This window comes from Pelagicoccus enzymogenes (genome assembly GCF_014803405.1).
Lineage (GTDB): Bacteria > Verrucomicrobiota > Verrucomicrobiia > Opitutales > Opitutaceae > Pelagicoccus > Pelagicoccus enzymogenes.
In genome coordinates this window covers 215,884-241,087 of record NZ_JACYFG010000006.1, presented here as the reverse complement: position 1 = coordinate 241,087, position 25,204 = coordinate 215,884, and the positions used below count along the sequence as shown (strand labels likewise).

The 25,204-nt window shown below is 57.7% G+C and carries 17 protein-coding genes, 1 tRNA gene and 1 pseudogene; 12 read left to right on the top strand and 7 right to left on the bottom strand.

The window, feature by feature from the left end:
- From IEN85_RS03585 to IEN85_RS03575, 3 genes are read right to left on the bottom strand one after another with little or no spacing between them, the layout of a single operon-like run.
- Positions 1-1,425, bottom strand: coding sequence for a sialate O-acetylesterase (locus IEN85_RS03585; protein ID WP_191615694.1), 1,425 nt, complete (start codon positions 1,423-1,425; stop codon positions 1-3).
- A 30-nt stretch (positions 1,426-1,455) separates the two neighbouring features.
- Positions 1,456-2,853: an FAD-dependent oxidoreductase gene (locus IEN85_RS03580; RefSeq protein WP_191615693.1), complete on the bottom strand. Its 1,398-nt coding sequence runs from the start codon at positions 2,851-2,853 to the stop codon at positions 1,456-1,458.
- A gap of 18 nt (positions 2,854-2,871) precedes the next feature.
- On the bottom strand, positions 2,872-4,347 hold the full coding sequence (locus IEN85_RS03575) for a sodium:solute symporter family transporter (RefSeq protein ID WP_191615692.1): 1,476 nt from the start codon (positions 4,345-4,347) through the stop codon (positions 2,872-2,874).
- 174 nt (positions 4,348-4,521) lie between these two features.
- Between IEN85_RS03575 and IEN85_RS03570 the strand changes: the two genes are divergently transcribed.
- The 4 genes from IEN85_RS03570 (at position 4,522) to IEN85_RS03555 (ending at position 11,697) form a co-directional block, all read left to right on the top strand.
- Positions 4,522-5,532 carry a LacI family DNA-binding transcriptional regulator gene (locus IEN85_RS03570; protein WP_191615691.1) on the top strand — a complete coding sequence of 337 codons (1,011 nt, stop codon included), beginning with the start codon at positions 4,522-4,524 and terminating at the stop codon, positions 5,530-5,532.
- Positions 5,533-5,770: 238 nt separating this feature from the next.
- Positions 5,771-7,459 (top strand): sulfatase family protein, encoded by a 1,689-nt coding sequence (locus tag IEN85_RS03565; protein ID WP_191615690.1) that lies wholly within the window; start codon positions 5,771-5,773, stop codon positions 7,457-7,459.
- On the top strand, positions 7,456-10,167 hold the full coding sequence (locus IEN85_RS03560) for a polysaccharide lyase family 8 super-sandwich domain-containing protein (protein ID WP_191615689.1): 2,712 nt from the start codon (positions 7,456-7,458) through the stop codon (positions 10,165-10,167). Before IEN85_RS03565 ends, IEN85_RS03560 begins: the two co-directional genes overlap by 4 nt.
- 87 nt (positions 10,168-10,254) lie before the next feature.
- Positions 10,255-11,697, top strand: a complete 1,443-nt coding sequence (locus IEN85_RS03555; RefSeq protein ID WP_224772432.1) for a sulfatase-like hydrolase/transferase — start codon at positions 10,255-10,257, stop codon at positions 11,695-11,697.
- 21 nt (positions 11,698-11,718) lie between these two features.
- Here the strand turns inward: IEN85_RS03555 and IEN85_RS03550 are convergent, their stop codons facing one another.
- Positions 11,719-12,573, bottom strand: a complete 855-nt coding sequence (locus IEN85_RS03550) for a helix-turn-helix transcriptional regulator (protein WP_191615687.1) — start codon at positions 12,571-12,573, stop codon at positions 11,719-11,721.
- A 234-nt stretch (positions 12,574-12,807) separates the two neighbouring features.
- On the opposite strand from IEN85_RS03550, the gene IEN85_RS03545 reads away from it, so the two are divergent.
- From IEN85_RS03545 to IEN85_RS03525, 5 genes are all read left to right on the top strand, one after another.
- Entirely contained in the window at positions 12,808-14,613 is a 1,806-nt protein-coding gene (locus IEN85_RS03545; protein WP_191615686.1) for an L-fucose isomerase, read from the top strand.
- Positions 14,614-14,782: 169 nt separating this feature from the next.
- Positions 14,783-16,108 (top strand): L-fucose:H+ symporter permease, encoded by a 1,326-nt coding sequence (fucP, locus tag IEN85_RS03540; protein ID WP_191615685.1) that lies wholly within the window; start codon positions 14,783-14,785, stop codon positions 16,106-16,108.
- Between the two features lie 348 nt (positions 16,109-16,456).
- A complete protein-coding gene (locus IEN85_RS03535; RefSeq protein WP_191615684.1) occupies positions 16,457-17,215 on the top strand; it encodes a ThuA domain-containing protein in 759 nt (252 codons plus the stop codon).
- Positions 17,216-17,318: 103 nt separating this feature from the next.
- Positions 17,319-18,242, top strand: a complete 924-nt coding sequence (locus IEN85_RS03530; protein WP_191615683.1) for an AraC family transcriptional regulator — start codon at positions 17,319-17,321, stop codon at positions 18,240-18,242.
- Between the two features lie 172 nt (positions 18,243-18,414).
- Complete coding sequence (locus IEN85_RS03525; RefSeq protein ID WP_191615682.1) at positions 18,415-20,445, top strand: alpha-L-arabinofuranosidase C-terminal domain-containing protein; 2,031 nt, start codon at positions 18,415-18,417, stop codon at positions 20,443-20,445.
- A 49-nt stretch (positions 20,446-20,494) separates the two neighbouring features.
- Here IEN85_RS03525 and IEN85_RS24865 read toward each other — a convergent pair.
- From IEN85_RS24865 to IEN85_RS03515, 3 genes and pseudogenes are all read right to left on the bottom strand, one after another.
- Positions 20,495-20,656 (bottom strand): annotated as a pseudogene (locus tag IEN85_RS24865) (GIY-YIG nuclease family protein); the annotation flags it as partial.
- Positions 20,657-21,006: 350 nt separating this feature from the next.
- A tRNA-Leu gene (locus IEN85_RS03520) sits at positions 21,007-21,091 on the bottom strand.
- 145 nt (positions 21,092-21,236) lie between these two features.
- On the bottom strand, positions 21,237-21,401 hold the full coding sequence (locus IEN85_RS03515) for a FeoB-associated Cys-rich membrane protein (RefSeq protein WP_191615681.1): 165 nt from the start codon (positions 21,399-21,401) through the stop codon (positions 21,237-21,239).
- 87 nt (positions 21,402-21,488) lie between these two features.
- On the opposite strand from IEN85_RS03515, the gene IEN85_RS03510 reads away from it, so the two are divergent.
- The 3 genes from IEN85_RS03510 (at position 21,489) to IEN85_RS03500 (ending at position 25,106) form a co-directional block, all read left to right on the top strand.
- Complete coding sequence (locus tag IEN85_RS03510) at positions 21,489-21,716, top strand: FeoA family protein (RefSeq protein ID WP_191615680.1); 228 nt, start codon at positions 21,489-21,491, stop codon at positions 21,714-21,716.
- Positions 21,717-21,741: 25 nt separating this feature from the next.
- Positions 21,742-23,964 carry a ferrous iron transport protein B gene (gene feoB / locus IEN85_RS03505; RefSeq protein ID WP_191615679.1) on the top strand — a complete coding sequence of 741 codons (2,223 nt, stop codon included), beginning with the start codon at positions 21,742-21,744 and terminating at the stop codon, positions 23,962-23,964.
- A gap of 110 nt (positions 23,965-24,074) precedes the next feature.
- The gene (locus tag IEN85_RS03500) at positions 24,075-25,106 is read left to right on the top strand and encodes a DNA glycosylase AlkZ-like family protein (RefSeq protein ID WP_191615678.1); all 1,032 of its coding nucleotides are present in this window, start codon (positions 24,075-24,077) and stop codon (positions 25,104-25,106) included.
- Positions 25,107-25,204 lie beyond the last annotated feature (98 nt).

The following is a 25,204-nucleotide window of genomic DNA, read 5'->3' as shown; positions in this document are numbered from 1 at the left end:
TTACCAGGACCATTGGTCGGTCCTGAAAGACGAGGCCGGCAGGCCTGCGGAATCGAATAGGCTGGCTTCGGTCCAGTTTTTCCAAGCGTAGCGGACGGCTACGGGATCTTGTACCTGATCGCTGGATACGTGAACCGTGCCATCGCGCTTGCATACCGCAGTGGCCGGATGAAAAACGCGATCTGAGCCCGCGATCGTGAACTGCTCGAGAGGCACCTCGTAGTTGAGGAAGCCTTTGGCCATTCCGGTGAAATGGAGGATCGCGGTGTCATCCTCGAAAGTGACGCGTTCAAAGACAGGGCCACTCGCTCCGATGGACGTGTATCCATAAAGTTCGCGCAAAGCGAAGTAGGCGAAGCGGTCTGCGACTTCCCGTTTCTTGGGAGGATGGATGGTATGGGGCGAGCCGATGTCGAGCGTGACGACCATTCCGGTGTGGGGAAGGTTCTTGGCGGTTTGGAACTGCGTTTCGCGCAGGAAGGCGGCACGGTCCTGTTGCTCGGTGAGCTCGTTGAAGCGTTCCACGTTGGGAGCGATTTGGGCGAAGTAGAAGGGTAGCTCCGGGCTTTGGAAGGACTGGCGCCAGTTTTCAATCAAGCTGGGCAGCAGTTTGGCGTAGGGAAGCGGGTGGTGGCGATTGCCTTCGCCTTGGTACCAAAGCACGCCGCGGATGGCGTAGTCGCTAATTGGCGCGATCATACCGTTGTAGAGCGAGGAGTGGGCCCGGTGCGGAATTTTTGGGTCCTGTTCGATCAGGTCTTCGGGGGGGAACTCCTTGATGGCCGCGCTCGGCAGCCAGGACTCTATTGCGGAACTGGAACGGGCAGCGAGTATCAGTCCGACGGGTACATCGAGCGTGCCGCGAAGTTTCTCGCCGAAGAAGTAGCCCACAGCGCTGAAGCGGCTCACGCTTTCAGGCGTCGCGCTTTGCCAGGTTCCCGTCACGTCCTCGGCCGGTTCTGCGGCGAGTTGCACTTTCATGGGGAAGAGGCGGAGCGAATCGTCGCGGCTATTGATAATCGCTTCCTGGCTGCCTTCCACTGGCTGGCTCTTAAATCCCTCCACCGGCATCGCCATGTTGGACTGCCCGGAGCAGAGCCAGACTTCGCCGATCAGGATATTGGATACAGAGATTGATTCCTCGGTAGTCGAGATCGTGACGGTGTGAGGACCGCTGGCGGTAGGCGTGTCGAGTTCGATGCTCCAGCGACCGTCGCTGTTCGCGGTTGCGGAAAGTGGCACGGCCGACTCACCCCAGGAGGCGCTGACTTCCACCGTTTCGCCTGCGTTTGCCCAGCCCCAAATCCGCGCGTCGGACTCCTGTTGCAACACCATCCCGTCGCTTACCAGAGCAGGCAGACGCAACTCCGCGAGGGCGTCCGAGCAAGGGAGGCTGAGGGCTAGGGCAAGTAGTGAGAATCGCATGACGGGTGGTAATTGGGGGCAATGGCGGGGTTACGCTTCGGCAGGAGCAGGGGGCGGAACCAGCAAGGCTCCGTTTTTCTCTAGGGCGTTTCGCAACTGCCCCAGATCAAGAGCCTGACCGCTTGAGTCTTTCATTAAAGCTGCGGCCGTGCCGGCTCCCTGACCGATCGCCATCATGGTCGGTGTGGTGCGGATGGCGGCGAAGGCTTCGTGGCTGGCGCTGAGGCAACGGCCATTGACCAGCAGGTTTGAAACCTCATTGGTCTGCAGCGAGCGCAGCGGGATGCAGTAGGTCGTGCCGGGCTTGAAGAATTGAGTATTGGTGCCGTTTTCGTCGGGCGAGTGAATGTCGATTGGGTAGCCGCCGAGGGCGATGGTGTCCTCGAATTCACGGGCGCTCAGCAAGTCTTCGGCGGTTAGCGTGTAGCGGCCGACGACGCGCTTCGACTCGCGCACGCCCACTTTGCTGGAAGAGTCGAGGCGGATGGCGTTCTCGAAGCCCGCCCCATGCTTTTTCAGGAAATTGAAGATCTCCAAGCACTGTTTGCGGCCGATCATTTCCGCTTTGCTGAGGTCTAGCGGGTTGGTCGCATTCAGTCCTTGAATTCTGGATACGTTGATGATGAAAGTCCCTTTTTCGCTGGTTTCGAAAAGGAGGATGAATTCGCGGTTGAAGGTGATCTCTCCGCTTTTGCGGGCCTGCTCGAGGGCTTTGATGAAAGTCTTGAGTGAGAGGCGAGGGGCGGTTTCCAGTCTCTTGAGGCCGAGCTCCGCCCCGTAGTCGAATTCGCAATCGTCCACGTTGTTCTTCACGTAGTCGATCAGCTTGTCGCGATCCACGTTGCCCAGCTTGAGATTCATGGTCATGGGCTGGGTCAGGCTGTCGGCATCGCGACCGAACTCGAAGGGCACGCCCGCTCGCGAAGCCAGGTCCGCGTCGCCCGTGGAGTCGATGAAGACTTTTCCTTCGATGCGAGAAACACCCGCCTTGTTAGCGATGGTGATCGCTTTCAGCTTGCCCGAATCGACTTCGGCATCGAGCAGCATGGTGTGGTAAAGGATATCGACTCCGGCTTCGGTCAGCATTTCTTCCAGCTCGATCTTGAGCATTTCGCTGTCGAAGGGAGTGACGGTAGAGACGTAGGTGATGATGTCTTCGACATGTCCAGGGCTGCCGCCTTTAGCCATGAGACGGTCGATCAATTCTTGAGGGTAGCCCTGAATGACCTGTTCCCCGGAATTGTTGTGGAAGGTCATCATGGGACCCACTCCCATGGCAGTGAGGCTGCCGCCCAGGAAGCCGAATTGTTCGACAAGCAGGACGCGGCAGCCTTCGCGTGCTGCGGCGAGGGCGGCCATCGAACCGGAGGGTCCGCCACCGGCGACGATTACATCGTAGGATTCAGGAAGGTTTTTTGTAGATGTCATTAAAAGTTGGTTACGAGGTTATGCCTTCGGAACGCTCTTACTCGGAATTAGTCGCAGGGTGGCCAAGGCGAAAGCGATCAGTACCGCCGCGCCGACCGGATACCACCAGAAGAAGCTGACCCCATATTCCTGTAATAGAAGAATCGATACGGTCGCCGCGATGCTGCCGACAAGGATTGCCCGCAGGTCGCCTACCCGCATCCATGCGAGCAGGGCGATGCCTAGGATGGAGCCGTAGACGTAGCCCGGCACTGAGAGGCCCATATCGAGCAGGCCGAGTTCCTTGGTCGAGTTGAAAAGCAAGGCGATGGCGCTGAGGGCGATGCCCCAGAAAAGGACGCAGCCTTTGGAGAGTTTCAGGTAGAAGCGATCTGGGCGGTCGCGAAAGATGTAGGTGCGTAGCAGATTGGTTGTGGTCGTTTGGGAAAGGGCGGAGAGGGCGGAGTCGAGCGTGGAGATGCCGGCTGCGAAGAGGGACGCTACCAGCAGGCCTGAAACGCCGACCGGCAGGTGGTTGATGATGTAGTAAGGGACGATGCGATCCGGTTCGGAGGCGATCTGGGCGGCTGCGTCGGTGGGCAGTGGATTGACTTCGAAGAAGGCGACTAGGCCGATTCCGACGGCCAGCATGATCCAGACGGTGACATTCGCGAAGCAGGCACCGTAGAGCGCTTTCTGGGCGTCGCGCAGGTTGCGGCAGCAGTAGAGGCGCTGGGTGACGACTTGGTCGACGCTCTTTTGGGCGAACTCGAAGATGGTGGTACCGAAGATGCCGACCCAAAGCGTGTAGGTTACGGTCGGGTTGGCGGTCAGGTTGAGGATGACGAGTTTTCCCTTGTCGTCGGCGATTTCGAGGATCTGGGTCAGTCCTCCCGGCAGCGCGAACAGCAGGTTGGCGAGGATGAAGAGGCTGCCGCAGACGAAGATCATCAGCTGCAGAAAGTCGGTCCAGATGACGGTGGTGATGCCGCCCATCCAGGTCCAGATCACGGCGAATAGGCCGATGACGAGGATGGATTGCTGTAGTGAAAGTCCAGTTACGACACTTAGGATTAGAGCGGTCGAGAGGAGGCGGACGCTTTGGGAGAGAACTGCACCTATAGTGAAAAGCAGTCGGGTGTAGTTGGCGACCTTGCGGCCGAGCCGATCCTCCACGAAGTCGTAGGGGCTGTAGTACTTGGCGTTGTAGATCGCTTTGAGGAGGGTGTGGGCGAGTAGGATGTTGCCCAGGATGAAACCGATCGAGATCTGGAAAAATGTCAGGTCGCCGCCCGGCTTGAAGACCACGGAGGGGACTGCTACGAAGGTCAGGGCGCTGGTGCTGGTCGCGATGAGAGATCCGGAGACGGCCCACCAAGGCAAATCGCGTCCGCCGGCGAAGAAGGACTCCACGTCCTGCCCCTTGCCGCGCAGGGCATGGCCGAACCAGGTGGTTCCGAGCAGGAATGCGATCAGCAGGGTCCAGTCAATTGCGGTGAAGGGGGAGCTATCCATGGAGTGTCTCGATTGAAAAAGGGTAGAGCAGGGGCGGCGCGGGGCTGTTGCCTAGGCTTAGCTTGTCGCCAATTGAGGCCCCTGCCAGCAAGGATTCCCGCTTGTTTACCGTAAATGATTGAGTTGGGTCCTTCGACCTGTTGGAAAGGGAGGGTGGGAGAGAAACGGATACGGTTGAAGGACATAGCTGAACGAGCGGGCGTTACCCCGATGGCGGTTTCCTACGCCTTGCGCGGCGCTCCGAACGTTTCGGAGGAGAAGCGTCGGCGGATTCTCGCGATCGCGGAGGAGATGGGCTACGTTCCCGATCCGGCGGTGTCTCGCATGATGTCCTACCTTGCCGGGCGCAAGGGCACGCGTGTGTTTCAGAATACCCTAGCCTTGATCAACACCAGCGAAGATCGCGAATTCGTGGAACGGGAAGCTCCGCTGGCCGCCTTCCTCAGGTCGGCTGCAGCGCGAGCGGAGGAGCTCGGCTACAAGGTGGAGCTCTTTTGGTATCACCAGCCGCGCACCAGTCCCACGCGACTCGCGGGCATCCTCAAGTCGCGTGGAATCGAGGGGATCATCTTATCCTCTTCGGGCAAGGCCGACACCTGCCTCGACTTCGACTGTTCCGCGTTTTCCCTTGTGGCCCTGGGGGATACCATCGTTGTGCCGAGGCTCAATCGAGTGATGGAATATCATTACAACAATGCCCTCACCCTCTTGCAGGAGTTGAAGGACCTAGGCTACCGGAAAATCGGTTTCGTATTCAACGAGGAAGTACAGAAGATGCACGCCCGGCGACACAAGGCAGCTGCGCTTTGCCATTTGTCGGAAACCCTGCCGGAATGTCAGGTGCCGATATTTGAATACAAGCGTTGGGAGGACGACACCTTCGCTTCCTGGTATCAGGCCCACCGGCCGGAGGTGGTGGTCTCGAATCGTCCCGCGGCTCTGGAGGCCTTGGGACGAATGGGGGTGGAGATACCGCGAGAAGCGGGATTTGCCCAGCTTGAACTGCTTGACGAAAAGGCCGCGGTTGCCGGGATGAGGACTCACTTCGATCTTCTCGGCAGCGCCGCCGTCGAACTACTCGTCGGTCAGCTGCACAGTCGCATGCTCGGACTGCCCTCCGCTCCCCAAACGGTTAAGATAGAGGGAAGCTGGCGGGCCGGACCGACGGTGCGTAGTCTCCGCTAGCCACGAGGAAGGGGAGAAAGAAGGGGTGTAATGGCTGGAGATTCAAACGTGTTTACGGTAAATAAATTGGGTCCGTTGCGTCCAAGCTTTGGTTCAGGGTCAATGCAGCAGTGTGGACAGGGATTTGCCGTTTCCGCTCTGGCCCCCGCCCGGGACGGCGTTTACTTTTCCCGAGACCTGCGGGAAGCTGAATCGCTGAGCCCAGCGCGGTTTCCCGCTCGCATACCCCATCGATATCATGACCCGAACCAGACCCCATCGCTTTGAACCTATCGTTTCCGGCAACTCTCTGCTGAGGAAATGCGGACCGAATCTGCTGCTCCTCGTTCTATTGTTTGCTCAAGCGCTCGCATACGCGAGCAGCGGCTCCTCCGGCGGTGATGCGTTGAGACCCAATATTCTCTTCGCGATCAGCGACGACCAGTCGTACGCCCACACCAGTTTTGCTGGTAGCCGATTTGTGAATACGCCTGCTTTTGACCGAATCGCAGAAGAGGGAGTCTACTTTTCGCATTGCATCGCTGGATCGCCAGGCTGCGCTCCGTCCCGAAGCGCCCTCGTGACAGGTCGCCACCACTGGCAGAACGAGCAGTCTGGCCAGCACGCGTCAGCGTGGTTGAAGCAGTACGTTCCCTTCGTAGATGAGATTCGCCGCAATGGCTATTTCGTGGGCCGGACCGGAAAGGGGGTGGGGCCCTTCCAGTACGCTCGCGGTGCAAGCGACGACCTTTGGCGCGAAGAGGATGCCGCTGGACCGGAGTTGAGCGAAATCCGCTTTGACGATGAGGGGAGGGAGGACACGCGCCGGACGACACGGCTCAGCCCAACCGACTATTTTGCCAACTTCGAATCGTTCATGAGCAAGCGGCCCTCTGGAGTTCCCTTCTTCTTTTGGTACGGGGGCAGCGAACCGCACCGCCGCTACGAGGAGGGCGCTTGGCGCCGCTTGGGAAAGAAGTTGGCCGACGTGGACGTACCGGACTTCTTGCCTGACAACGAGGTCATCCGGGGCGACCTGCTCGACTACGCGATAGAGATCGAGTGGTTTGACCAACACCTCATGCGAATGCTGCGTTACTTGGAGGAAGCGGGGGAGTTGGATCGCACCATCGTCATCGTAACCTCCGACAACGGCATGCCTTTTCCCAGAGCCAAGGCGAACGGCTTCGACTACGGTATTAGGGTGCCGCTGGCGATCCGCTATCCGAAAGCGTTTCCCGGCGGGCGGATCATCGACGATCCGGCGAGCTTTGTCGATTTTGCTCCGACGATTCTGGAACTGACCGGAACGCAACCTTTAGAGATGCTCCCGATGACGGGGCATAGTTTTGCCGAGGCATTGAGATCGAACAAGAGCGGAAGCGGTGTATTGGAAAACGAATACGCCTTCTCTGGGCGTGAGCGGCACTCGTCGTCGCGCTACAAGAATTGGGGCTATCCTCAGCGGGCGATTCGCAGCGAGAAACACTTGCTGATCTGGAATGCCAAGCCGGAGCGTTGGCCAGCGGGCGCTCCGCAGCGTATCGATCCGGAACAAGCGAATTCGCTATTGCCGCTTTATGGACTGGACGCTGCTGGCAAGCATGTCAGCGAGTGGGCATTCACCGATATCGATGCAAGCCCGAGCAAGTCGTATTTGGTCGAAAACTACGATGACGAGGAGGACGGAGCTTACTTTTGGCATGCAGTAGGAAAGCGACCTGAATTCGAGCTCTACGACGTGAGCGCGGATCCCTATTGCCTCTCTAATTTGGCTGGGACCAGCGATTATGCCGGATTGGAGGCGAAACTGAAGAAGGCCTTGTTCGCAGAGCTGCGAGAAACGAATGACCCGCGTGTCGTCGGAGCGGACAAGGAGGTTTTCGATTCCTATTTGCGGTACAGCCCGATGCGCGAATTCCCGGCGCCCGAGGAGTTGCAGCGATGAGATTGCTTCCCTGCCTAGCCCTCGTTGCTTTAGCCTTTGTTGCGGATTGCCTCGCCGAGGCGCGGCCTCTCTATGTCGCTCATCACTTGGAGGGCGACCCGCAGGAGGCTATGGGCGAGCTTGCTTGGGTAAAGGTTTCGGGGGAGCCGGTTGATTATTGGTTTAAATTTGGCTGGTTCGAGCGTGAGCTGCGGATCGGCATAAAACTGAGCCCGGAAGCGATGGAAGCCGGGAAGTACTTTCACTTCTGCTTGGATATCGAGAATGACAGCGATTTCTCGTATCAGGAAGATGACTACAATTTTTCGCTATCCCTGCCGAGCGAGGAGGTAACCGTTTCTTCCTCCCTGGTGAGGGCGGGAGGCGAGACGCTGGTACCCAGCGAGGTGATCAGCGGGCGAGGCAGGAAAGCGGGCGAAGAGTGGCTGCTCGACATTGCGGTCGACCTTGACGACTTGAGCGATCTGCCAATCGAGCTCGGCGGTGACCTCGGTATGAAGCTTGAATTGAAACAGGAGCCCGGGCCCAATCCAATGCCGATCCATTGGGGCGATCTGCTTTTGGGGAATGCCGTAGGAAAAGTCTCCCCGCAGGAGCTCAAACGGATGCAAGACCATCAAGCCTTGCAGCAGCTTCGTTTCGAAGAGCATCAGGCGGATCCTTTGGACTCGGGAGAGCTGAGCGAAGCTGCAAGGCGAGACCTCGCAAGGGTTCGCCAGCGGATTGTGGCGGCTCAGCGAGAGGAGGTGGATCCGGCGGATTTGGCGGGATACCTTCGTTCGCAGCAGGCCGATGGATCTTGGAAGGACATCCGTTATTACGATTCTGGTCTTCCCGATATGGCGGGAGGCTGGGAACACATGAACCGTCTCTTGGCGATTGCGGTAGGGATTCGATTCGCAGGATTGGGGGAGGATGCAAGAGAGGCTCTGTATCGAGGTTTAGACTACTGGTTCGATCACGACTTCATATTCACGAATTGGTGGAGAAACGAAATCGGAGTGCCATTGCAGATGGGACGAATCGCTTTGCTCGATGATCAGCTTTCGCACGCAAGGGTGAAGCGGATCGTCGAAATTATGAAGCGGGCGAAGCGTCCGATGACCGGGCAGAATTTGGTTTGGATAAACAAGGTCACGGTCATGCGGGGCGTGCTCGAGGGGAAGCCAGCTTTGGTGGATCGAGCTTTTGAACGCATCGAGGACGAGGTTCGCATCTCTGCGGGCGAGGGCTTGCAGGCGGACTACAGCTTTCACCAGCACGGGGCCTTGTTGTACTCGCACGGATACGGAGCCGAGTTTTTAATCGATGCGACCCAGTGCTTTTATTGGTCGCAAGGGGGCCAGTTTGAGATGGCTGGAAAGACCCGGGACTTGTTGGAGAATATGTTGCTCGAGGGAAATCGCTGGATGGCTCGGGGGCAATTCGCCGACTACGCGGCACTGGGGCGCAACGTGGCTCGTCCCGAAAGCAGTGGACGTTACTTGGCCCGCGTGGCAGCTACGTTGCTGGAGGCAGGGGCGGAGCGACGGGAAGAGCTGCAGGCTCTGGTCGCTTCCGCGAGCGGTGGTGGCCAGGACGTGCTTGCGGGGAACCGCTATTTCCATCGCTCCGAATTCATGGTACATCGCCGGCCCGAGTTTTATGCGTCCGTAAATGTTTACTCCCGTCGCATGTCCGGCACGGAATACCTCAACGGGGAAGGGCTTAAGAGCTACTATTTGCCAGACGGGGCGACCCTCTTTCTCAGGAGCGGAAACGAGTATGAGGGGATCTTGCCGGTATGGGATTGGCGGGGGATTCCGGGTACAACCACACCTCTGGGCGAGGGCCCGATACCGCGTGTGGGATCGGGAACGTCTGGATCGAAGGGTACTACTGACTTTGCGGGAGGAGTGAGCGATGGCTGGTATGGCTGTGTTGGATACGATTACGAGAAGGACGACGTTAGGGCGAAAAAGGCTTATTTCGCCTTTGATTGGGGGCTGGTTTGCTTGGGGGCGCAAATTGAGTCGGCTAGGGGAAGGCCGCTGCGGACCACCGTTAACCAGACGCTGTTGAAGCAGGACGTCACGCTTAGCGGAGAAGGAGGTCAGCCGGATCGAATGGAGCGAGGGGAGTTGCGGCTTTCGGGTGGCGATTCTTGGGCGAGCCACCATGGCTTGCTCTATTATTTCCCGGGAGTTCAGTCCGTTTTGCTGAGAGCGGAGACGCAACATGGCAGTTGGCGGGAGCTGAGTCGGAGGGAATCGGACGCTCCTTTGAGCGAGGACGTATTCACGATCGCAGTGGAGCATGCTCCGGCCGGAAAGGGGGCTTATGCCTATGCGGTTGTGGACGAGGGACTGATCGAGTCGGCTCCGGACTTTGCCCGTCATGCAAAGTTCACGGTTCTGGCGAATTCGGCTCAGCAGCAAGCAGTGCTGGACGAGGCCGCGGGGATTGCTGGTCTGGTGTTTTATGAAGAGGGGCGAGTTGAGCTGGGAAACGGCTTTGCGTTGGAGTCGGACCGTCGCGGCGCGCTGCTGGTTTTGGAAGGAGCTGCCGGAGAGTTTACGCTCACGGTCGCCAGCCCAACTCGGGAAAGCGGAGAGATAAACCTAAGCATCGAGAGAATCTCGGACGGCGAGCGTCGTTCGGCTAAGGTCAATTTGCCGCACGGTCCGCACGACGCCGGCAGCTCCGTTTCCGCGACCCTCGCATTTTGAGTCACCCAGTCGGGTGCGTTGTTTAAATAGTCTTTCCCTGTAAGTCACTCGATAGAACCTTAATATGGCCCGTCTTTAATGCCCGTTATGAAAAAACTAGATTGCTCCCGAATTCCCCGCCTTTTGAAAGCCCTTTTGGTATTCCTAGCGCTCTATCCTGCGACTCGGGTCGTGGCGGAAAGTCGTCCGAACTTCGTGATCATCTACACGGATGACCATCGTTGGGATGCGGTAGGAGCTTCCCGTGCCAGCAGTATCCAAACTCCGAATATCGATCGTTTGTCGGAAAGCGGCCGCTATTTTCCAAATTCCTTCGTGAGTCTTTCGATTTGCGCTCCGAGCCGGGCCTCGCTGCTGACGGGCTACTATGGCAGTACCAATGGGGTCATGGACATGGAATCCGCGTTGATTGTGGAAGACGATACGCTTGCCGAACGACTTGCGGAATCAGGATACGAGACCTCCCTGTTTGGAAAATGGCATCTCTCCAGCACGCCGGAAAGGCTCGGGTTCGCGTATTCGTCTTACTTCTACGGCTTGGTGCCGTACTGGGATGTTACCTTCATGCGGCAGGGCGAGGAACTTGTGTTAGAAGGGTTTGTAGACGATGCAACCACGCGGGAAACGATGCTCTATTTGGATACCGTGAGAAAGCGGAACAAGCCGTTTTTCGTATGCTACAACTCCTTTGCCCCGCACATGGACAACAGTTTCGCTTGGCCAGCCCGCGAGTCTTCCCTCGAATTGTATCCAAAATCCAAGTTGCCTTATCCCAGTACTTGGGAAGGGGAATTGCCTGGGAAGCCGCCTTACCTGAAACGTAACCGTCCACGGCAGCGGGCGCTTGAATATGGATACGCTGACTTGAACAATGTCCTCGACCATATCCAGGGCTACTACGCTTCGGTTACCGATATGGACGCGGCAGTGGGCGAGCTGCTGGACTACTTGCGACGCGAGCAGCTCGAAGACGAGACCTACATTATCCTCATGGGCGACAACGGCTGGTTCAATGCAGAGCATGGTCTGACGAGCAAGGTGCTTCCCTACGAGGAGTCGATTCGCGTACCCCTTATCGTGAGCGGTCCAGGGGTGGAAGCCGGTGTCAGCGAAGCCTTGGCCCTCAATCTTGATATCATGCCGACCGTGCTCGAGTTGGCGGGCTTGCCAGAGGACGACAAATTGCACGGCAGAAGCTTGGTTCCTCTCCTCAAAGGGGAATCGGTAGAGGACTGGCGCGAGTATATCTATTACGAAGCTCCGCATCCCCAGCACGGGACCATGCCGCTCATATCGGTGCGCACCAAGGATTGGAAATACGTCGCGACTTACGCGGAGCCGACATTGGAAAACCTAATGTTCGAGGAGCTGTACCACTTGGAATCGGACCCCGGAGAGTGGCGGAACCTGATCAGCGATCCGGCCCTCGATTCGAAGCGAGAGCAGATGGTCGCCTTCCTGGAGGAAGCCCGGGCCCGCTACACCAATGAAGCGGGGCTCGGAAAGCGGAAGCCGCTGAGTGGATTGTAACGGGAGTGCTCGGCTCGGACCCTAGCGGGTGCGGGAGGGCGGAATTCCGTAGCGTTTTTTGAAGGCTCGTGAGAAGTGGAAGCTGTCGCTGAAGCCCAAGGAGTGAGCGATCTCTTGGATGGGCGTTTGGGTCATCTTCAATTGCGCGTAGGCGTGTTCCATCTTGCGCCGCATGAGGATGCGGTAGGGGCTTGCCTTGCGGTTGGCCTTGAAGACGCGGCAAAGGTGCTCGCTGCTCACCGATAGGCTAGTGGCGAGGCTTTCCAGCGAAGTGAGGCTCTTGAAATTGCGCTCGATCTCCCGGAGGGCCCGAACCACGAGGGCGTCGGTGCTATGCTCGGCTCCCCTGCCGCTGGCGTCTGGGGCGATTTTTCGGACCAGTACGCTGGCGAGGGCAGACACGTTTTCCAGGGCGTCGGGAGACTGGGAAGCGCCCTCTGCGAGAATGAGTTCGCCCCATTTTCTCAGTTCGTCGGCTGGGGCGTGAGGGGTGGTGAACCCTGGGTAGAGGCGCCGTTGCGGGGCCAGATTCCCTGACTGCAGGCTACCGAAAACGAGGAAGTACTTGCGGAGGGGATTTCGCGAGCTGGATGAAAATTCGTAGGGAATGTCCGGTCCCCCGCAGAAGCAGAAGCCGGCTTCCACAGCGTGGGTGGCTCCATCGATTCTCAAGGATCCTTCTCCACCAACCACCATTTCAAGTATCAAGTATGGATAGGAGTGACGGGCGATCCGATAGCGGCCGTCACACTCCTCGTAGCCTGCAATGAACTGAAATGCAGCGCTTTGTCTCGCATTTGTGGGGCAGACGTAGCGTGCGTTGTGCACATGGGGGGCTATTTCTACTTTGCCGAGGGGAAACTGAGGGGTGGGCATTCCGAAACTAAGATCAAAAATTGTTTGGTGTGCAAGTTATAGCTATTCCCAGCGCTGCGGCGATATGAGATAGTGCTCGGTCACGTAGCCCTCCTGGGCCTCGTTTGTATTCCCATTTTGAATTTAGACACCCCGACCGTTGCCATCGCAATTTGTATGCAAGCTTGGATACGTAAGCGCATTTTGCCCGAAGGCGAAGCGGGAACTGACCTATAACCTTGTTGATATTGACCTATGACTGAAGCAAATGCTGCGCTCAGCCCCTGGAAGGGCGAGCTACCTAGAATTGGAATTCGGCCGACGATTGACGGGCGCCTTGGCGGTGTACGCGAGTCGCTGGAGGAGCAAACCATGGAGCAAGCTCGTTCGGTGGTCGAACTCCTGACTAAGGTGCTTCGCTACCCGAACGGCAAGCCAGTGGAGTGCGTGGTGGCAGACACTTGTATCGGTGGCGTTGCGGAAGCATCCGCGGCGGCTGAGAAGTTTCGCAAGGAAGGCGTTGCGGTTACCATCACGGTGACGCCGTGCTGGTGCTATGGCTCGGAGACGATGGACATGGATCCACACACCGTAAAAGCGATTTGGGGATTCAACGGCACGGAACGTCCCGGAGCGGTCTATCTGGCAGCCGTCTTGGCGGCTCATACGCAGAAGGGGCTGCCGGCCTTTGGCATTTACGGAAAAGACGTGCAACCGGCGGGGACCAAGGAGATCCCAGCTGACGTGGCCGAAAAGTTGCTCAACTTCGCTCGTTGCGGACTGGCAGTAGGTTTGATGAAGGGCCGCTCGTATCTCTCTATGGGAGGGACTTCGATGGGGATCGCGGGCTCCATGGTGGACAGCTCCATGTGGGAAAAGTACTTCGGCATGCGAGTGGAGGCGATCGACCTGACAGAATTTGTGGGGCGACTGCAGAAGGACCAGTTCGACCAAGAGGAATTCAAGAAGGCCAAGGCTTGGGTCGCCGAGAACTGCCCGGAGGGGAAGGATTATAACTCGGATGAAACCAAGCGTTCGCGCGAGTCGCTCGACAGCGAATGGGATGTATCCATAAAGATGGCACTGATCGCTCGCGACCTGATGGTCGGCAACCCCAAGCTGGCGGAGATGGGATTGGGCGAGCAGGCCCATGGGCACAGCGCGATCGCGGCAGGATTCCAAGGTCAACGCCAGTGGACGGATCACTTTCCTAATGGCGACTTTTTGGAAGCGATCCTCAACACGTCCTTCGACTGGAACGGCAAGCGTCCTCCCTACATCGTCGCCACGGAAAACGACGCCATGAACGGTGCGGGCATGCTGCTGGGACATCTCTTGACTAACTCGGCCCAAGTCTTCGCGGACTTGCGGACCTACTGGAGCATGGACGCGATCGCTCAGGCCAGCGGAGAGAGGTTTTCGCATGAATTGGTAGGAGACGGAATCCTGCATCTCATCAATTCCGGTCCGGCCGCCCTAGACGGTACGGGGCAGCAAGGCGATTCGGATGGGAATCCGACGATGAAGCCGTATTGGGAAATTGAGGACAGCGAAGTGGATGCCTGCTTGCAGGCGACGACTTGGCATCCTTCTGTGACGGAGTACTTTCCGGGTGGTGGTTGGAGCACTCGCTTCAAGACGCGCGGCGGCATGGCGTCCACCATGATTCGTCTGAATTTGGTCGATGGTCTGGGACCGGCCTTGCAGATTGCGGAAGGTTACTCCATCGAGTTGCCCGAAACGATTCACGATGCCTTGGACGATCGCACCAATCCGACTTGGCCGACCACTTGGTTTGCGCCGACCCTGACGGGTGAAGGGGCGTTTCGCAGCGCCTATGAAGTGATGAACAGCTGGGGCGCCAACCACTGCGTGTTGACCTGCGGACATGTGGGCCATCTCTATATCACATTGGCCTCCATGCTGCGAATTCCGGTTTACATGCATAATGTATCCGAGGAACGGATATTCCGTCCGAGTTCCTGGAAGGCCTTCGGCACTGCGGGCTTGGAGAGCGCGGACTTTCGGGCCTGCCAAACGTATGGACCGCTTTACCGTTAGGAGCCCTTCCTCTTTATAACGAATACGCTGGCTTCCGGGATGAACGGTCCCGGGAGCTTTTTATGCAAATGGGAGATAGACCTCCCTCGACTGCTTGATCTAGTCTGTCACTCTCGCTTGAGAAACACTGTTGCCGCATCGTCTGGCACTGCCTTGAAACCCTGCCCCTATGAAACAAGATTCCCCTGAACTTGGCGCGTCGTCTCTGTCGGATCGCGTGATCCAGCCCCGTTACCTTTATCCCTTCATCCTCGTGACGAGCCTTTTTGCGCTCTGGGGATTTGCGAACGATATCACTAATCCCATGGTAGCGGCCTTCAAGAACGTGCTGCTGCTGAGCAATACGGAAAGTTCGCTGGTCCAATCGGCTTTCTATGGTGGCTATTGTTTCATGGCGATCCCGGCGGCCATCTTCATCAAGCGTTTCAGCTACAAGTCGGGCATCCTGATGGGCTTGGCTCTGTATGTTTCGGGGTGCTTCCTTTTCGTGCCGGCCAGCGGCATGCAGCAGTTCGCTCCCTTTCTTTTGGCCTACTTCATTATGACCTGTGGCTTGTCGTTCTTGGAAACGACAGCGAATCCGTACGTGCTTTCGATGGGGACGGAAGCGACCGCCACGAGACGTTTGAATTTGGCTCAGGCGTTCAATCCCATGGGATCCATCGCCGGCATGTTCGTGGCCAAGGAATTCATTTTGGCCCGGCTAGATACGGCATCCGAGGAAGAGCGTCGCGCTTTGGTGGATACGGATGTTGCTCAGTTTGATGCGATTGCGAAGAGCGACTTGGCGGTGATTACGGGGCCTTACATCGTTCTGGGAATCGTGGTTGCGGTGGTGTTTCTGGTATTCGCCTTTACGAAGTTTCCCCACACGACGAGTCCTGGCCGCCAGCCCTTGGACTTGGGTGGGACGTTCGGCCGTTTGATGAAGCGGCCTGTTTACGTTTGGGGCGTAGTGGCCCAAGCCTTTTACGTAGGAGCCCAAATCATGTGTTGGACCTTCATCATACAATACGCGGGAGCGACGCTGGGAATGAGCAAAGCCGATGCCCAAGGCTATAACATCGTCGCGATGGTGATTTTCGTATCCAGCCGTTTCATCTGTACCTTTGTCCTGAAGTATTTCCGTCCGGGGCAGTTGCTTTGTTTCTTGGCGGTCGGCGGAGGCGCTTTGACCTTGGGCGTTATCTTCTTGCCCGGCATGGTTGGGCTCTGGTGCTTGGTGGGAGTCTCCGCCTGTATGTCGCTGATGTTTCCCACGATCTATGGCTTGGCCTTGGATGGCTTGGGAGACGACGCGAAGCTAGCGTCCGCGGGACTTATCCTCGCGATCGGGGGCGGTTGTCTGATGCCGCCGCTGCAGGCGATGATTATCGACCAAGAGCAAGTGCTGGGATTGATGGGCGTGCGAGCGTCCTTCGCTCTGCCCTTGCTCTGTTTCGTCGCGATCGCGGCTTATGGCTTTTTCTCGAACCGAGCCGCTCGGGTTTCTTGATCAGGGAGACCGACCCCGCCGCGGGTGGCCTTTCCGTCGACCTAAGTGGTACCGGGGCCGGGCGTGGCGCTTGGCAGGTCTCGCTTCGCCCCGTCATTGATGGGGGCAGAGGAGCTGCTGGCTCTGCAAGAGCCCTTTAGGAACGATATTGATATTGAATCTTGGATACGCGTTCTATGCTGGGCGGGCTTGTTGCTGAGTGGTTGGAACTGTTCGGACATTAGGAATTATGGGATGGACCTCCCGTCGGAGGAAGTCAGTCTTATCGATCATCGCTGTCTGGACGCTTTTGATCCGTTTCGAGCTCGAAACGTGACGCCTGATCGGACCTGCTTGCCCCGAACGACTATGAAGTTTGCCTCGATTGTTTTTGTTGCCTTTTCGCTTTCTGTATCCGCATCGGTGTTACACGCCAAGCAGTTCTCGGCCTTGGTTTTTTCCGACGCCTACGACCAGTACCATCATCGCAACGTGCCGGCAGTGCGGGAGGCGTTCGAGTTCTTGTCCAAGAAGCATTTTTTCGATCTGACCTGGGTGGAGCGGGATGCAGAGTTTGGAAAGCAGACCTTCGCCGATTTTGACGTGATCGTCTTCGTGAGCGCCAACCCCTGCGAGTTGAGCGAGGAGAAGCGTGTGGAGTTTCAGAAGTACGTCGCATCAGGGGGCGGAATCGTGGGGATCCATTCCGCTTCGGCCACGGCCAAGGAGGAGAAGCGTTGGATGTGGTGGGAAGAGCTCGTTGGGAGAGTTTTCTTGTCGCACCCGCCGCGGCAGACTGGATTGATCGAGGTGGTGGATAGGGAGTTTCCAGCTTGCCTGCACCTTGACCAGAAGTGGATTTGGACGGACGAGTGGTATACTTTTGCCACTCCCTTTCCGGAGAACTTGAACGTGCTCCTGGAGGTGGACGAGAAAAGCTACTATCCGCAAGAGAAGCACGTGATGGGCGAATCGCATCCGATCGCTTGGTACCACGAGGCTTTTGGCGGGCGCGTTTTCTACTCGGCTCTCGGGCACATAGAGGAGAGCTACGCGGATCACGATTTCCAGCAGCACATTTTCGGGGGAATGCTATGGGCGGTGGGCGAGCGTGATCCGAAGTGGTAGGGCTTCGTCACGCTCGCGGTGGCAGCTTGCGGCTTAGTCGTGGGATTTGCTTGGATGCTTGGATATATTTGACCGAAGGGATAGGGGTGGTTTTGTTTTCTCAATGAAGCCGAAGACTGTATCGAAGCTCGGGCTGGAGGGAGGCTCCGGCAGTGGCGTTGCTCAAGGGGAGTTGCCGAGCTTCATCTCGGAGCAGGTTGAGGACGGGGACTATTTTTTCCTCAACGTAAGCGACTCCAAGCAGGCTGGGTTTTCGCTGGCCTGCGGAGGGGTGGAGCGGTGCGCCTCGAGCTATCGTCTGAGCCGAAGCGAGTTTCGATTTATCGGAATCGAGTACGTTATTTCTGGCTCGGCTCGCGTGGTGGTGGCTGGCAGGGAGTTTGTGGCGAGGCGTGGCACGCTTTTTGGATACCGGCCGAACGAGAGCTTGCTCATCGAGTCCTTGGGGGACGCTCCTTTGGTCAAGGGCTTCATCGACCTTTACGGTTCGCGGGTGGAAGCGCTTTTTTCGCGAACTGCGATGGCGGAAGGGCAGCCTATCCAGTATGCGGGAACGAGCTGGATGGAGCACAACTTTCGTCAGATTGTGGCCCGGGCGAAGGATGGAGGAGCGCAGGCGATCCAGTTTTGCGAGCTCACGGCGGAGGGGCTCCTGTTGCATGCCAGCGACGAAGGGGAGCTGAATCGGAATCGGCTCTCGAATTCTTACAGCAGTTATCTGAAGTGCCGCTCGGAGATCCAGTCGAATTTTCGGGAAGTGGATACGGTGGCGGAATTGGCTTCTCGCGTAGGCTACGACCAAGCCTATATCTCGCGCCTTTTCCAGCGTTTCGACCACGAAGGTCCATATGCGTACTTGACCCGGACAAAGATGAACGAAGCCGCCCGCTTGTTGATGCACGAGTCGCTCTCCGTGAAAGAGGTCGGCTGGGCGATCGGCTTTCACGATCCGGCGCACTTCTCGAGGGTGTTCAAGAAGACCTTCGGCGTTTCGCCCAAGCATTTCGTTGGCTCGGTGATGCGCTAGACCGGTCTCCGCGCGCGAGGCGGGAACCTTCCGACGAGGCGATGCCCGACGCTCTATAGGTGGAGTGGACTCGCACGGTCAGAAGGAGATAGGGCTCGAAGCGTGCACGCTACCTTCTGTTTAATAGGAGTCTATCATTTCGATTGTTAACCCCAACTGAGAGAAGCTTCCTATGACTTACCCCGCCCTCCGCCCCCGTTTCTTTTCTCGGATTCGTTCGCTTTTTCGGCCGTCCTTGGCCGCCGCTCTTTTGACTTCCTCGCAAATAGCAGCTGCCGCTGTCGAACTTAAGGTTGATCTCAAAGCGGAGAAGAAAGCGATTAGCACGGACTTGGTGGGGATTTTCTATGAGGACCTCAACTATGCGGCGGATGGCGGGCTCTATGCGGAGCTGATCCAGAATCGATCTTTTGAATACAGCGCGACCGAGCAAGCGAGCTGGGGGCCGTTCTCCTTTTGGGACCTGGTCGAATCCGAGGGCGGCAAAGGACGATTGGGGCTCGGCAACGCCCGCCCGGTGCACGTTAACAATCCGCACTATCTGCTGCTCAATGTCGAGGCGGCTGGTGTGGGTGTGGGGATTGCGAACGAGGGATTTGACCAGATTCCGGTCGAGGCGGGCGAGGCCTATGAAGCTTCGTTTTGGGCTTACCAGGCCTACATGGGAAGGAAGTGGGGTGGTGCTCAGGAAGAGGAAGAGCAGCCGATGCCGATGCTGGCGCGCCTCGAAAACGAAGCGGGCGAAGTGATCGCGGAGGCGGAGTTTTTAATCGCGGGGCGAGAATGGACTCAACACAGCGCGACCTTGGTGCCGATCAAGTCGACCGACAAGGCGCGTTTCGTTTTGCTTGCCCAGAAGGCGGGAGGGGTCGCCATCGATATGGTGTCGTTGTTTCCCCATGACACCTTCTCGGGTCGCAAGAATGGCTTGCGCAAGGACTTGGCCCAGTCGATCGCCGACCTGGAGCCCAAGTTTATGCGTTTCCCGGGAGGGTGTCTGGTGCATGGGCAGGGAATCCATCAGTACTATGACTGGAAGGACAGCGTGGGGCCGGTGGAGCAGCGCAAAGCCTTCCGCAATTCCTGGGGCTACCACCAGACGCTTGGGTTAGGCTACTTCGAGTACTTCCAGTTTTGCGAGGACATGGGCGCGATCCCGATTCCCGTGGTCTCGGCTGGGGTGTGCTGCCAGCACGCCGGCGACAGCCCGAACCGTGGGCAGGAGGGGCTGCCGCTGGACGAAATGCCCGATTACATCGATGACGTCTTGGATTTGATCGAGTGGGCGAATGGTCCCGCTGATTCAGAATGGGGTGCGGTGCGAGCAGCGGCCGGACATCCGGAACCCTTTGGACTGAAGTATCTGGGAGTGGGGAACGAGGACGCAATCACCTCGATCTTCAAGGTACGCTTCAAGATGATTCGAGATGCGATCGCGAAACGTCATCCTGAAATCGTGGTCGTCGGAACGGTGGGACCTTTCGCGAGCGGGGAGGACTACGACAACGGTTGGGAATTTTCGCGGGAACTCGATTTGGACATCATCGACGAGCATTACTACGTGGAGCCGAATTGGTTCTGGGAAAACCAACAGCGATACGATGCTTACGACCGGGAGAGCGCGGAAGTTTACATCGGCGAGTACGCAGCCCACGAACCAGACCGTGCCAACACGATGCGTTCCGCGATCGCCGAGGCGGCGGGCTTGGTGAGCTTCGAGCGTAATGCGGACATCGTACGCTTCGCCTCGTACGCACCGCTTCTCTCGCGTCGTGGACATACGCAGTGGCGCCCGGACCTGATTTACTTTGACGCGACGGAGGTGTATCCGTCTTTAAACTACGAGGTGCAGCGCTTGTTCAGCGTTAACGCCGGAGATTTCGCTTTGCCGTTTCGTGTATCCGGATTGGCTGAAGGCAAAAAGCTGGCGGCCTCCGTGGTTCACGATTCCGAGTCGGCCGACACTATCGTGAAAGTGGTCAACGGCGAGTCGGAGGCTATCTCAGCGACGATTGACTTGAGCTCGGCTGCACAGAGGCAGTTCCGAATGCGAGCTATCATCTTTGCCCACGAGGTTGCGAGCGCGGTCAATCGGGACGGGGAAGCTCCGGTCGCGGTTCCCGAGGAGGAGAGTGGCAGTGTGGGGAGCCGCTTCGATCGATCTTTCCCGGCGAACTCGTTGACGATCCTGCGGCTGAGATAGCGGTTCGAGCTTGAGTGAGAGAAAGGCCGCGTGAGGCGGCCTTTTTTCGTTAAAAGTGTTTTTTGGCGAAAGCCCTACCCGAATGGGTTTTCAGGTAGCGTTCGAACGCTGCAGCTTTCTCGCGATTCTCGAAAGCGAATGCGTTTTTGATTTTCCAAGCTGTATTCGTCGCGGTGTGGCTGACTTCGCCGCGGTTGTGTTTTGAGAGGCGGACTTTGAGATTTTAGGTTAGTCCGACGTAGTAGGTTTCGGGCTTGGACAAACTCTCCAGGATGTAAACGTAGTGGAATTCCATTTGGCTTGCCGAGGCGTAGTTCGGAGCTGGGGAGTGGTTGGGGATCGGGGTCCGGCTTCGCCTGAGAGCTACGCCGCGACAGTCTTCGATCTGCGCTTCGCTCCGAACGAAGACTGGTGCCCAGAAGAGGATTGATTCGCTCTGCTCAGGGCTTTGCCCCAATGCTTCGCATTGCCCACCTCCGCTTCGCTGCGTCGAACCTCGTGGAGGTTCTCGTCCTCAGTTTCTGTACACAAAAAAAAGGCCGCTAAACGCGGCCTATTTTTTGGTGCCCAGAAGAGGACTCGAACCTCCACGCCTCGCGGCACATGAACCTGAATCATGCGTGTCTACCAATTCCACCACCTGGGCAGGTGTTGAGAAGGGCGAAACGAAATATGAATTGGTGGCGGCGCGCAAGCGCTTTTTAGCGGGATCCGAAATGCGTTCCTGGGGCGTCTCGCCGGTACGCCTTAGCGTTTCGCGTCTTAGCTGCTAGCGGCTGCCCGCAGGACCTTCAGCGGGAGCGGGCTGGGGGCTTAGCTGCGGAGCAACCGCAGGTGCCGCCGCCGCAAGGGCTTTCGGCCTTTGCCCGTCGGTTGCGGAGGTAGCGCCGGACCAGATAGGTTCCGGCGAGCAGCACGATGGCGGCCACGACAAGGGTTTCAGCTGTGATGTTCATATGCCTGCAAAATCCAAGTTGACTTCCGCTAATCTATACTGAAACTCGTTCTCAACAAGCATCAAATCTTTCAGGGGAGCACAAAAATTGAAAACGCTTAACGATCTTACTCAGGGACAGTCCGCTCGCATTAGTTGCTACATGCCGCGTTTCGCTGCGGCGAGGCGCTTGATGGAGCTGGGACTGATGCCGGGGACGACGGTGAGATTCGTGAAGGCGGCTCCTCTGGGCGATCCTATCGCATTGGAAGTGGATGGGCGCCATCTCAGCTTGCGTCGGGTGGACGCGGCCCAGATCACGGTGCAGGCGATTTAGCTTCGAGTTTCGACGCATTCAGATTGTGGCAGATGAAAAAATCCCGTCCGAGGGCGGAATGGTACGAATTGCTCTTCTAGGAAACCCAAACACGGGCAAGAGCACTCTTTTCAATTGCCTCACGGGGCTGCGCCAGAAGGTGGGCAACTATCCGGGCGTGACGGTCCAGCGCAAGGTGGGTCGCATGGTGTACGGCAAGAACATTGCCGAAATCATAGACCTGCCGGGGACCTACAGCCTGGCGGCGGACTCGCCGGACGAACGGGTGGTTGTAGATGCTTTGTTGGGGGAGATGGAGACGGTGGAACGTCCGGACCTGGTGCTCTTCATCGCCGATGCCACCAACCTGCAACGGAATTTGTTTCTCGCCTACCAGACTGCCCAATTGGGTATCCCCATGGTGGTCGCGGTCAATCATTGGGATTCGGCTCGCAAGCGAAACATCCGCATCGACATGAAGGCCCTGGGCCAGGCATTGGGCGTCCCGGTAGTGCCTATTTCCGCTGCTCGAGCCGAGGGCATCACCGAGCTCAAGGAAGTCGTGGCGGGGGCGTTGGTCTCGAAGCCGCACATGGTCGAGGCCGAGTGGCCCAAGTCGGTGGAGGCTGCCTTGGAGGCAGCCCGCTCCGCTTTGCCGGAATCGGTGCAGCCCAAGGCGACGCGAGCGGTCTTGCACCGTAGCGTCTTCGACGAGGATCGCAGTTTTTTCGTGCGGCAGGGCGCCAGCTCGGAAGAAGCTGGGAATGCGATCGAGGCGGGGCGGCAGAAGCTTTTCAAAGGAGGCTTGAATCCGGGCAATGCGGAAACGGTTTTGCTGTACCGGCAGATTAAGGAGAGAATCGCCCCTTGCATCGAATTGGATACGACCCGGACGGGGAGCGGAAGCGAGTCGATCGACTCTATCCTGACGCACAAGGTCTGGGGCTTGCTCGCTTTTCTTGGATTGATGTACGTGGTCTTCCAATCGGTCTACAGTTGGGCAGGGCCGTTTATGGACTTGATCGACGCGGGGAAGGGGCTGGTGCAGGATCAAGTGGGAAGCTTTCTTACCCAATGGCCCATGCTGCAGAGCTTGGCCACGGATGGTATCGTGGAAGGCGTGGGAGCGGTTGTCATCTTTCTCCCGCAAATCCTGATCCTTTTCTTCTTCATAACCTTGTTGGAAGATACTGGATACATGGCTCGAGCGGCTTTTCTGATGGACAAGCTTTTCAGTTGGTGCGGCCTGTCTGGCAAAAGTTTCGTGCCGCTGCTCTCCAGCTATGCTTGCGCCATTCCAGGCGTGATGGCGACGCGCACCATTCAGGATCCCAAGGCCCGGGTCATCACGATCTTGCTCGCGCCGTTCATGAGCTGCTCGGCTCGTTTGCCGGTTTACGTGCTGATGATCGGAGCTTTTATCGAACCGCGCTACGGAGCGGCCGTCGCTGGTGCCAGCTTGTTTGCCATGCACTTTGTCGGGCTCTTGGTAGCCATGCCGTTCGTGTATGTTGCGAACAAATACATCCTCAAGATTCCGCCTCAGCCTTTTGTTCTCGAAATGCCGTCTTACCAAGTGCCGAAGGTTCGCGACGTTTTGATGCGCATGTACACCCAGGGGAAGGAGTTCGTCAAGAACGCGGGCACCGTCATCTTTGCAATCACCATCGTCATCTGGGCCTTGCTGTACTTCCCGCGCAGCGAGGAGCTTGCAGAGCAAGTAAGGCTTGAATACGTCGCCAACGCGGCGGCGGAGAAGGGAATGACTACGGCTGAAGTGGAGGCCTTGCTCGAGGCGGACGAAGAATCTGCGGCCGCCCTCGAACGTAAGATTGATTCCGCCTACATCGAGCAGAGTTACTTGGGAAGGATAGGGAAAACGGTACAGCCCGTTTTCGCTTGGGCTGGCTTCGACTGGAAGATCACGGTTGGGGTGATTGCCAGCTTCCCGGCGCGTGAGGTCATTATTTCGACCTTGGGAATCATCTACAGCCTAGGCGGCGATGTCGACGAGGAGAGCGGCGACCTGCGTGACGTAATGGCGAACCAGAAGTGGCAGGAGGGCGAGAGGGCAGGGCAGCCGATCTTTACGATCCCTGTGGTTTCGGCTATCATGGTGTTCTTCGCGCTCTGCCAGCAGTGCGGCGCTACCGTCGCTATCATTTCGCAAGAGACGAGCTGGAAGTATGGCGTGTTCTCTTTCGTTTTCATGACGACTTTGGCATGGGTCGCCGCGGTGTTGGTCTACCAGCTTGGTAGTTTGTTGTGACGAAGGGTCGCGGGGATCTTGCAGCGCGTTCGCGAGTCAAAGCGCCGCCCTACGTTGAAAAACTGGGGCTCGCGGAATTCAGGCGACGTGTGGTTGCTGGCTCTTTTTCGATGTATCCGGATCTGGATACAGCTTTGGCGGAGCTGGCGTTTGTGCAGGCGGATCCCATTCGCTGTCCAGCCAGAGCTCAGGACTTGATCTTGCGGCAGCGGGTTGCGGGGTATGCGGCGGGTGAGTTTGAGCGTCAGTTTCCCAAGATGGAGGCGGAGGAAGGATACCTTTTTGCTTATGGGTTCATGCGCCCGGATGTTTGGCGAAGCGCGAGCAGGCGATCGACTGCGGAGCTGGGAGAACGTGAACGCGAAGTATTGGCTGCGGTCGCTGAACGCGGCGACGTTCACCCTCGGGATTTGGACGAGCGGTTCGGAAAGGAGTCGGTGCGGAATTATTGGGGTGGTCGTTCAAAGGCGACCAAGCGCATTCTTGAAGACTTGCACGACGACGGATTTTTGAGGGTGTGTCGTCGGGATAATGGAGTGCGCGTTTACCAAGTGCCACCCAAGGGAGTAGACGCTCCGCTTTCTCCGGTCGAGCGATATCGAAATCTCCTCTTGACGACGGCGCATGTTTTTGGACCCACATCGGCGCGTTTCCTTCTCCAAGAGTTGGGCTACCATCGGCAACTTTTGGATACGCGGAAAGAACGCTTGGATTTAGTGAACCGCTTGCTGGAGGAGGGGGCGCTTCACGCTCTTGAGGTCGAAGGGGTTCCCTATGTTTGGATACGCGAGGAATGGCAGAACGAGGAGGTGCCGGAGCGAGTGCGAATCTTGGCGCCTTTCGACCCTTTGGTGCGGAATCGGGAACGCTTCGAGCAGCTTTGGGGTTGGAGCTATCGCTTTGAAGCTTATGTGCCTGCCGCTAAGCGGGAGCGTGGCTACTATGCGATGCCGTTGCTCTGGGTGGACCGAGTGATTGGTTGGGCGAATGCCAAGGTGGAAAGTGGGCGCTTGAAAGTAGATTTTGGATACGTGGGCAAGCGTCCTCGCGGGAAAGCGTTTCGAAGTTTGGCGGAAGCTGAGGTCGAGGCGATGGCTCTCTTTTTGGGGCTGGAAAGTGGAGCTTGGGAGGCTGGAATTTGAGGTGTTCACGCCTGCGGAGACGAGGCGTTTCAGGGACGGCAGAGTGAAGCGCTGGAGCCTGAGGGACACCCGCGGAGCGGCTGTTCCACCTTGGGCAA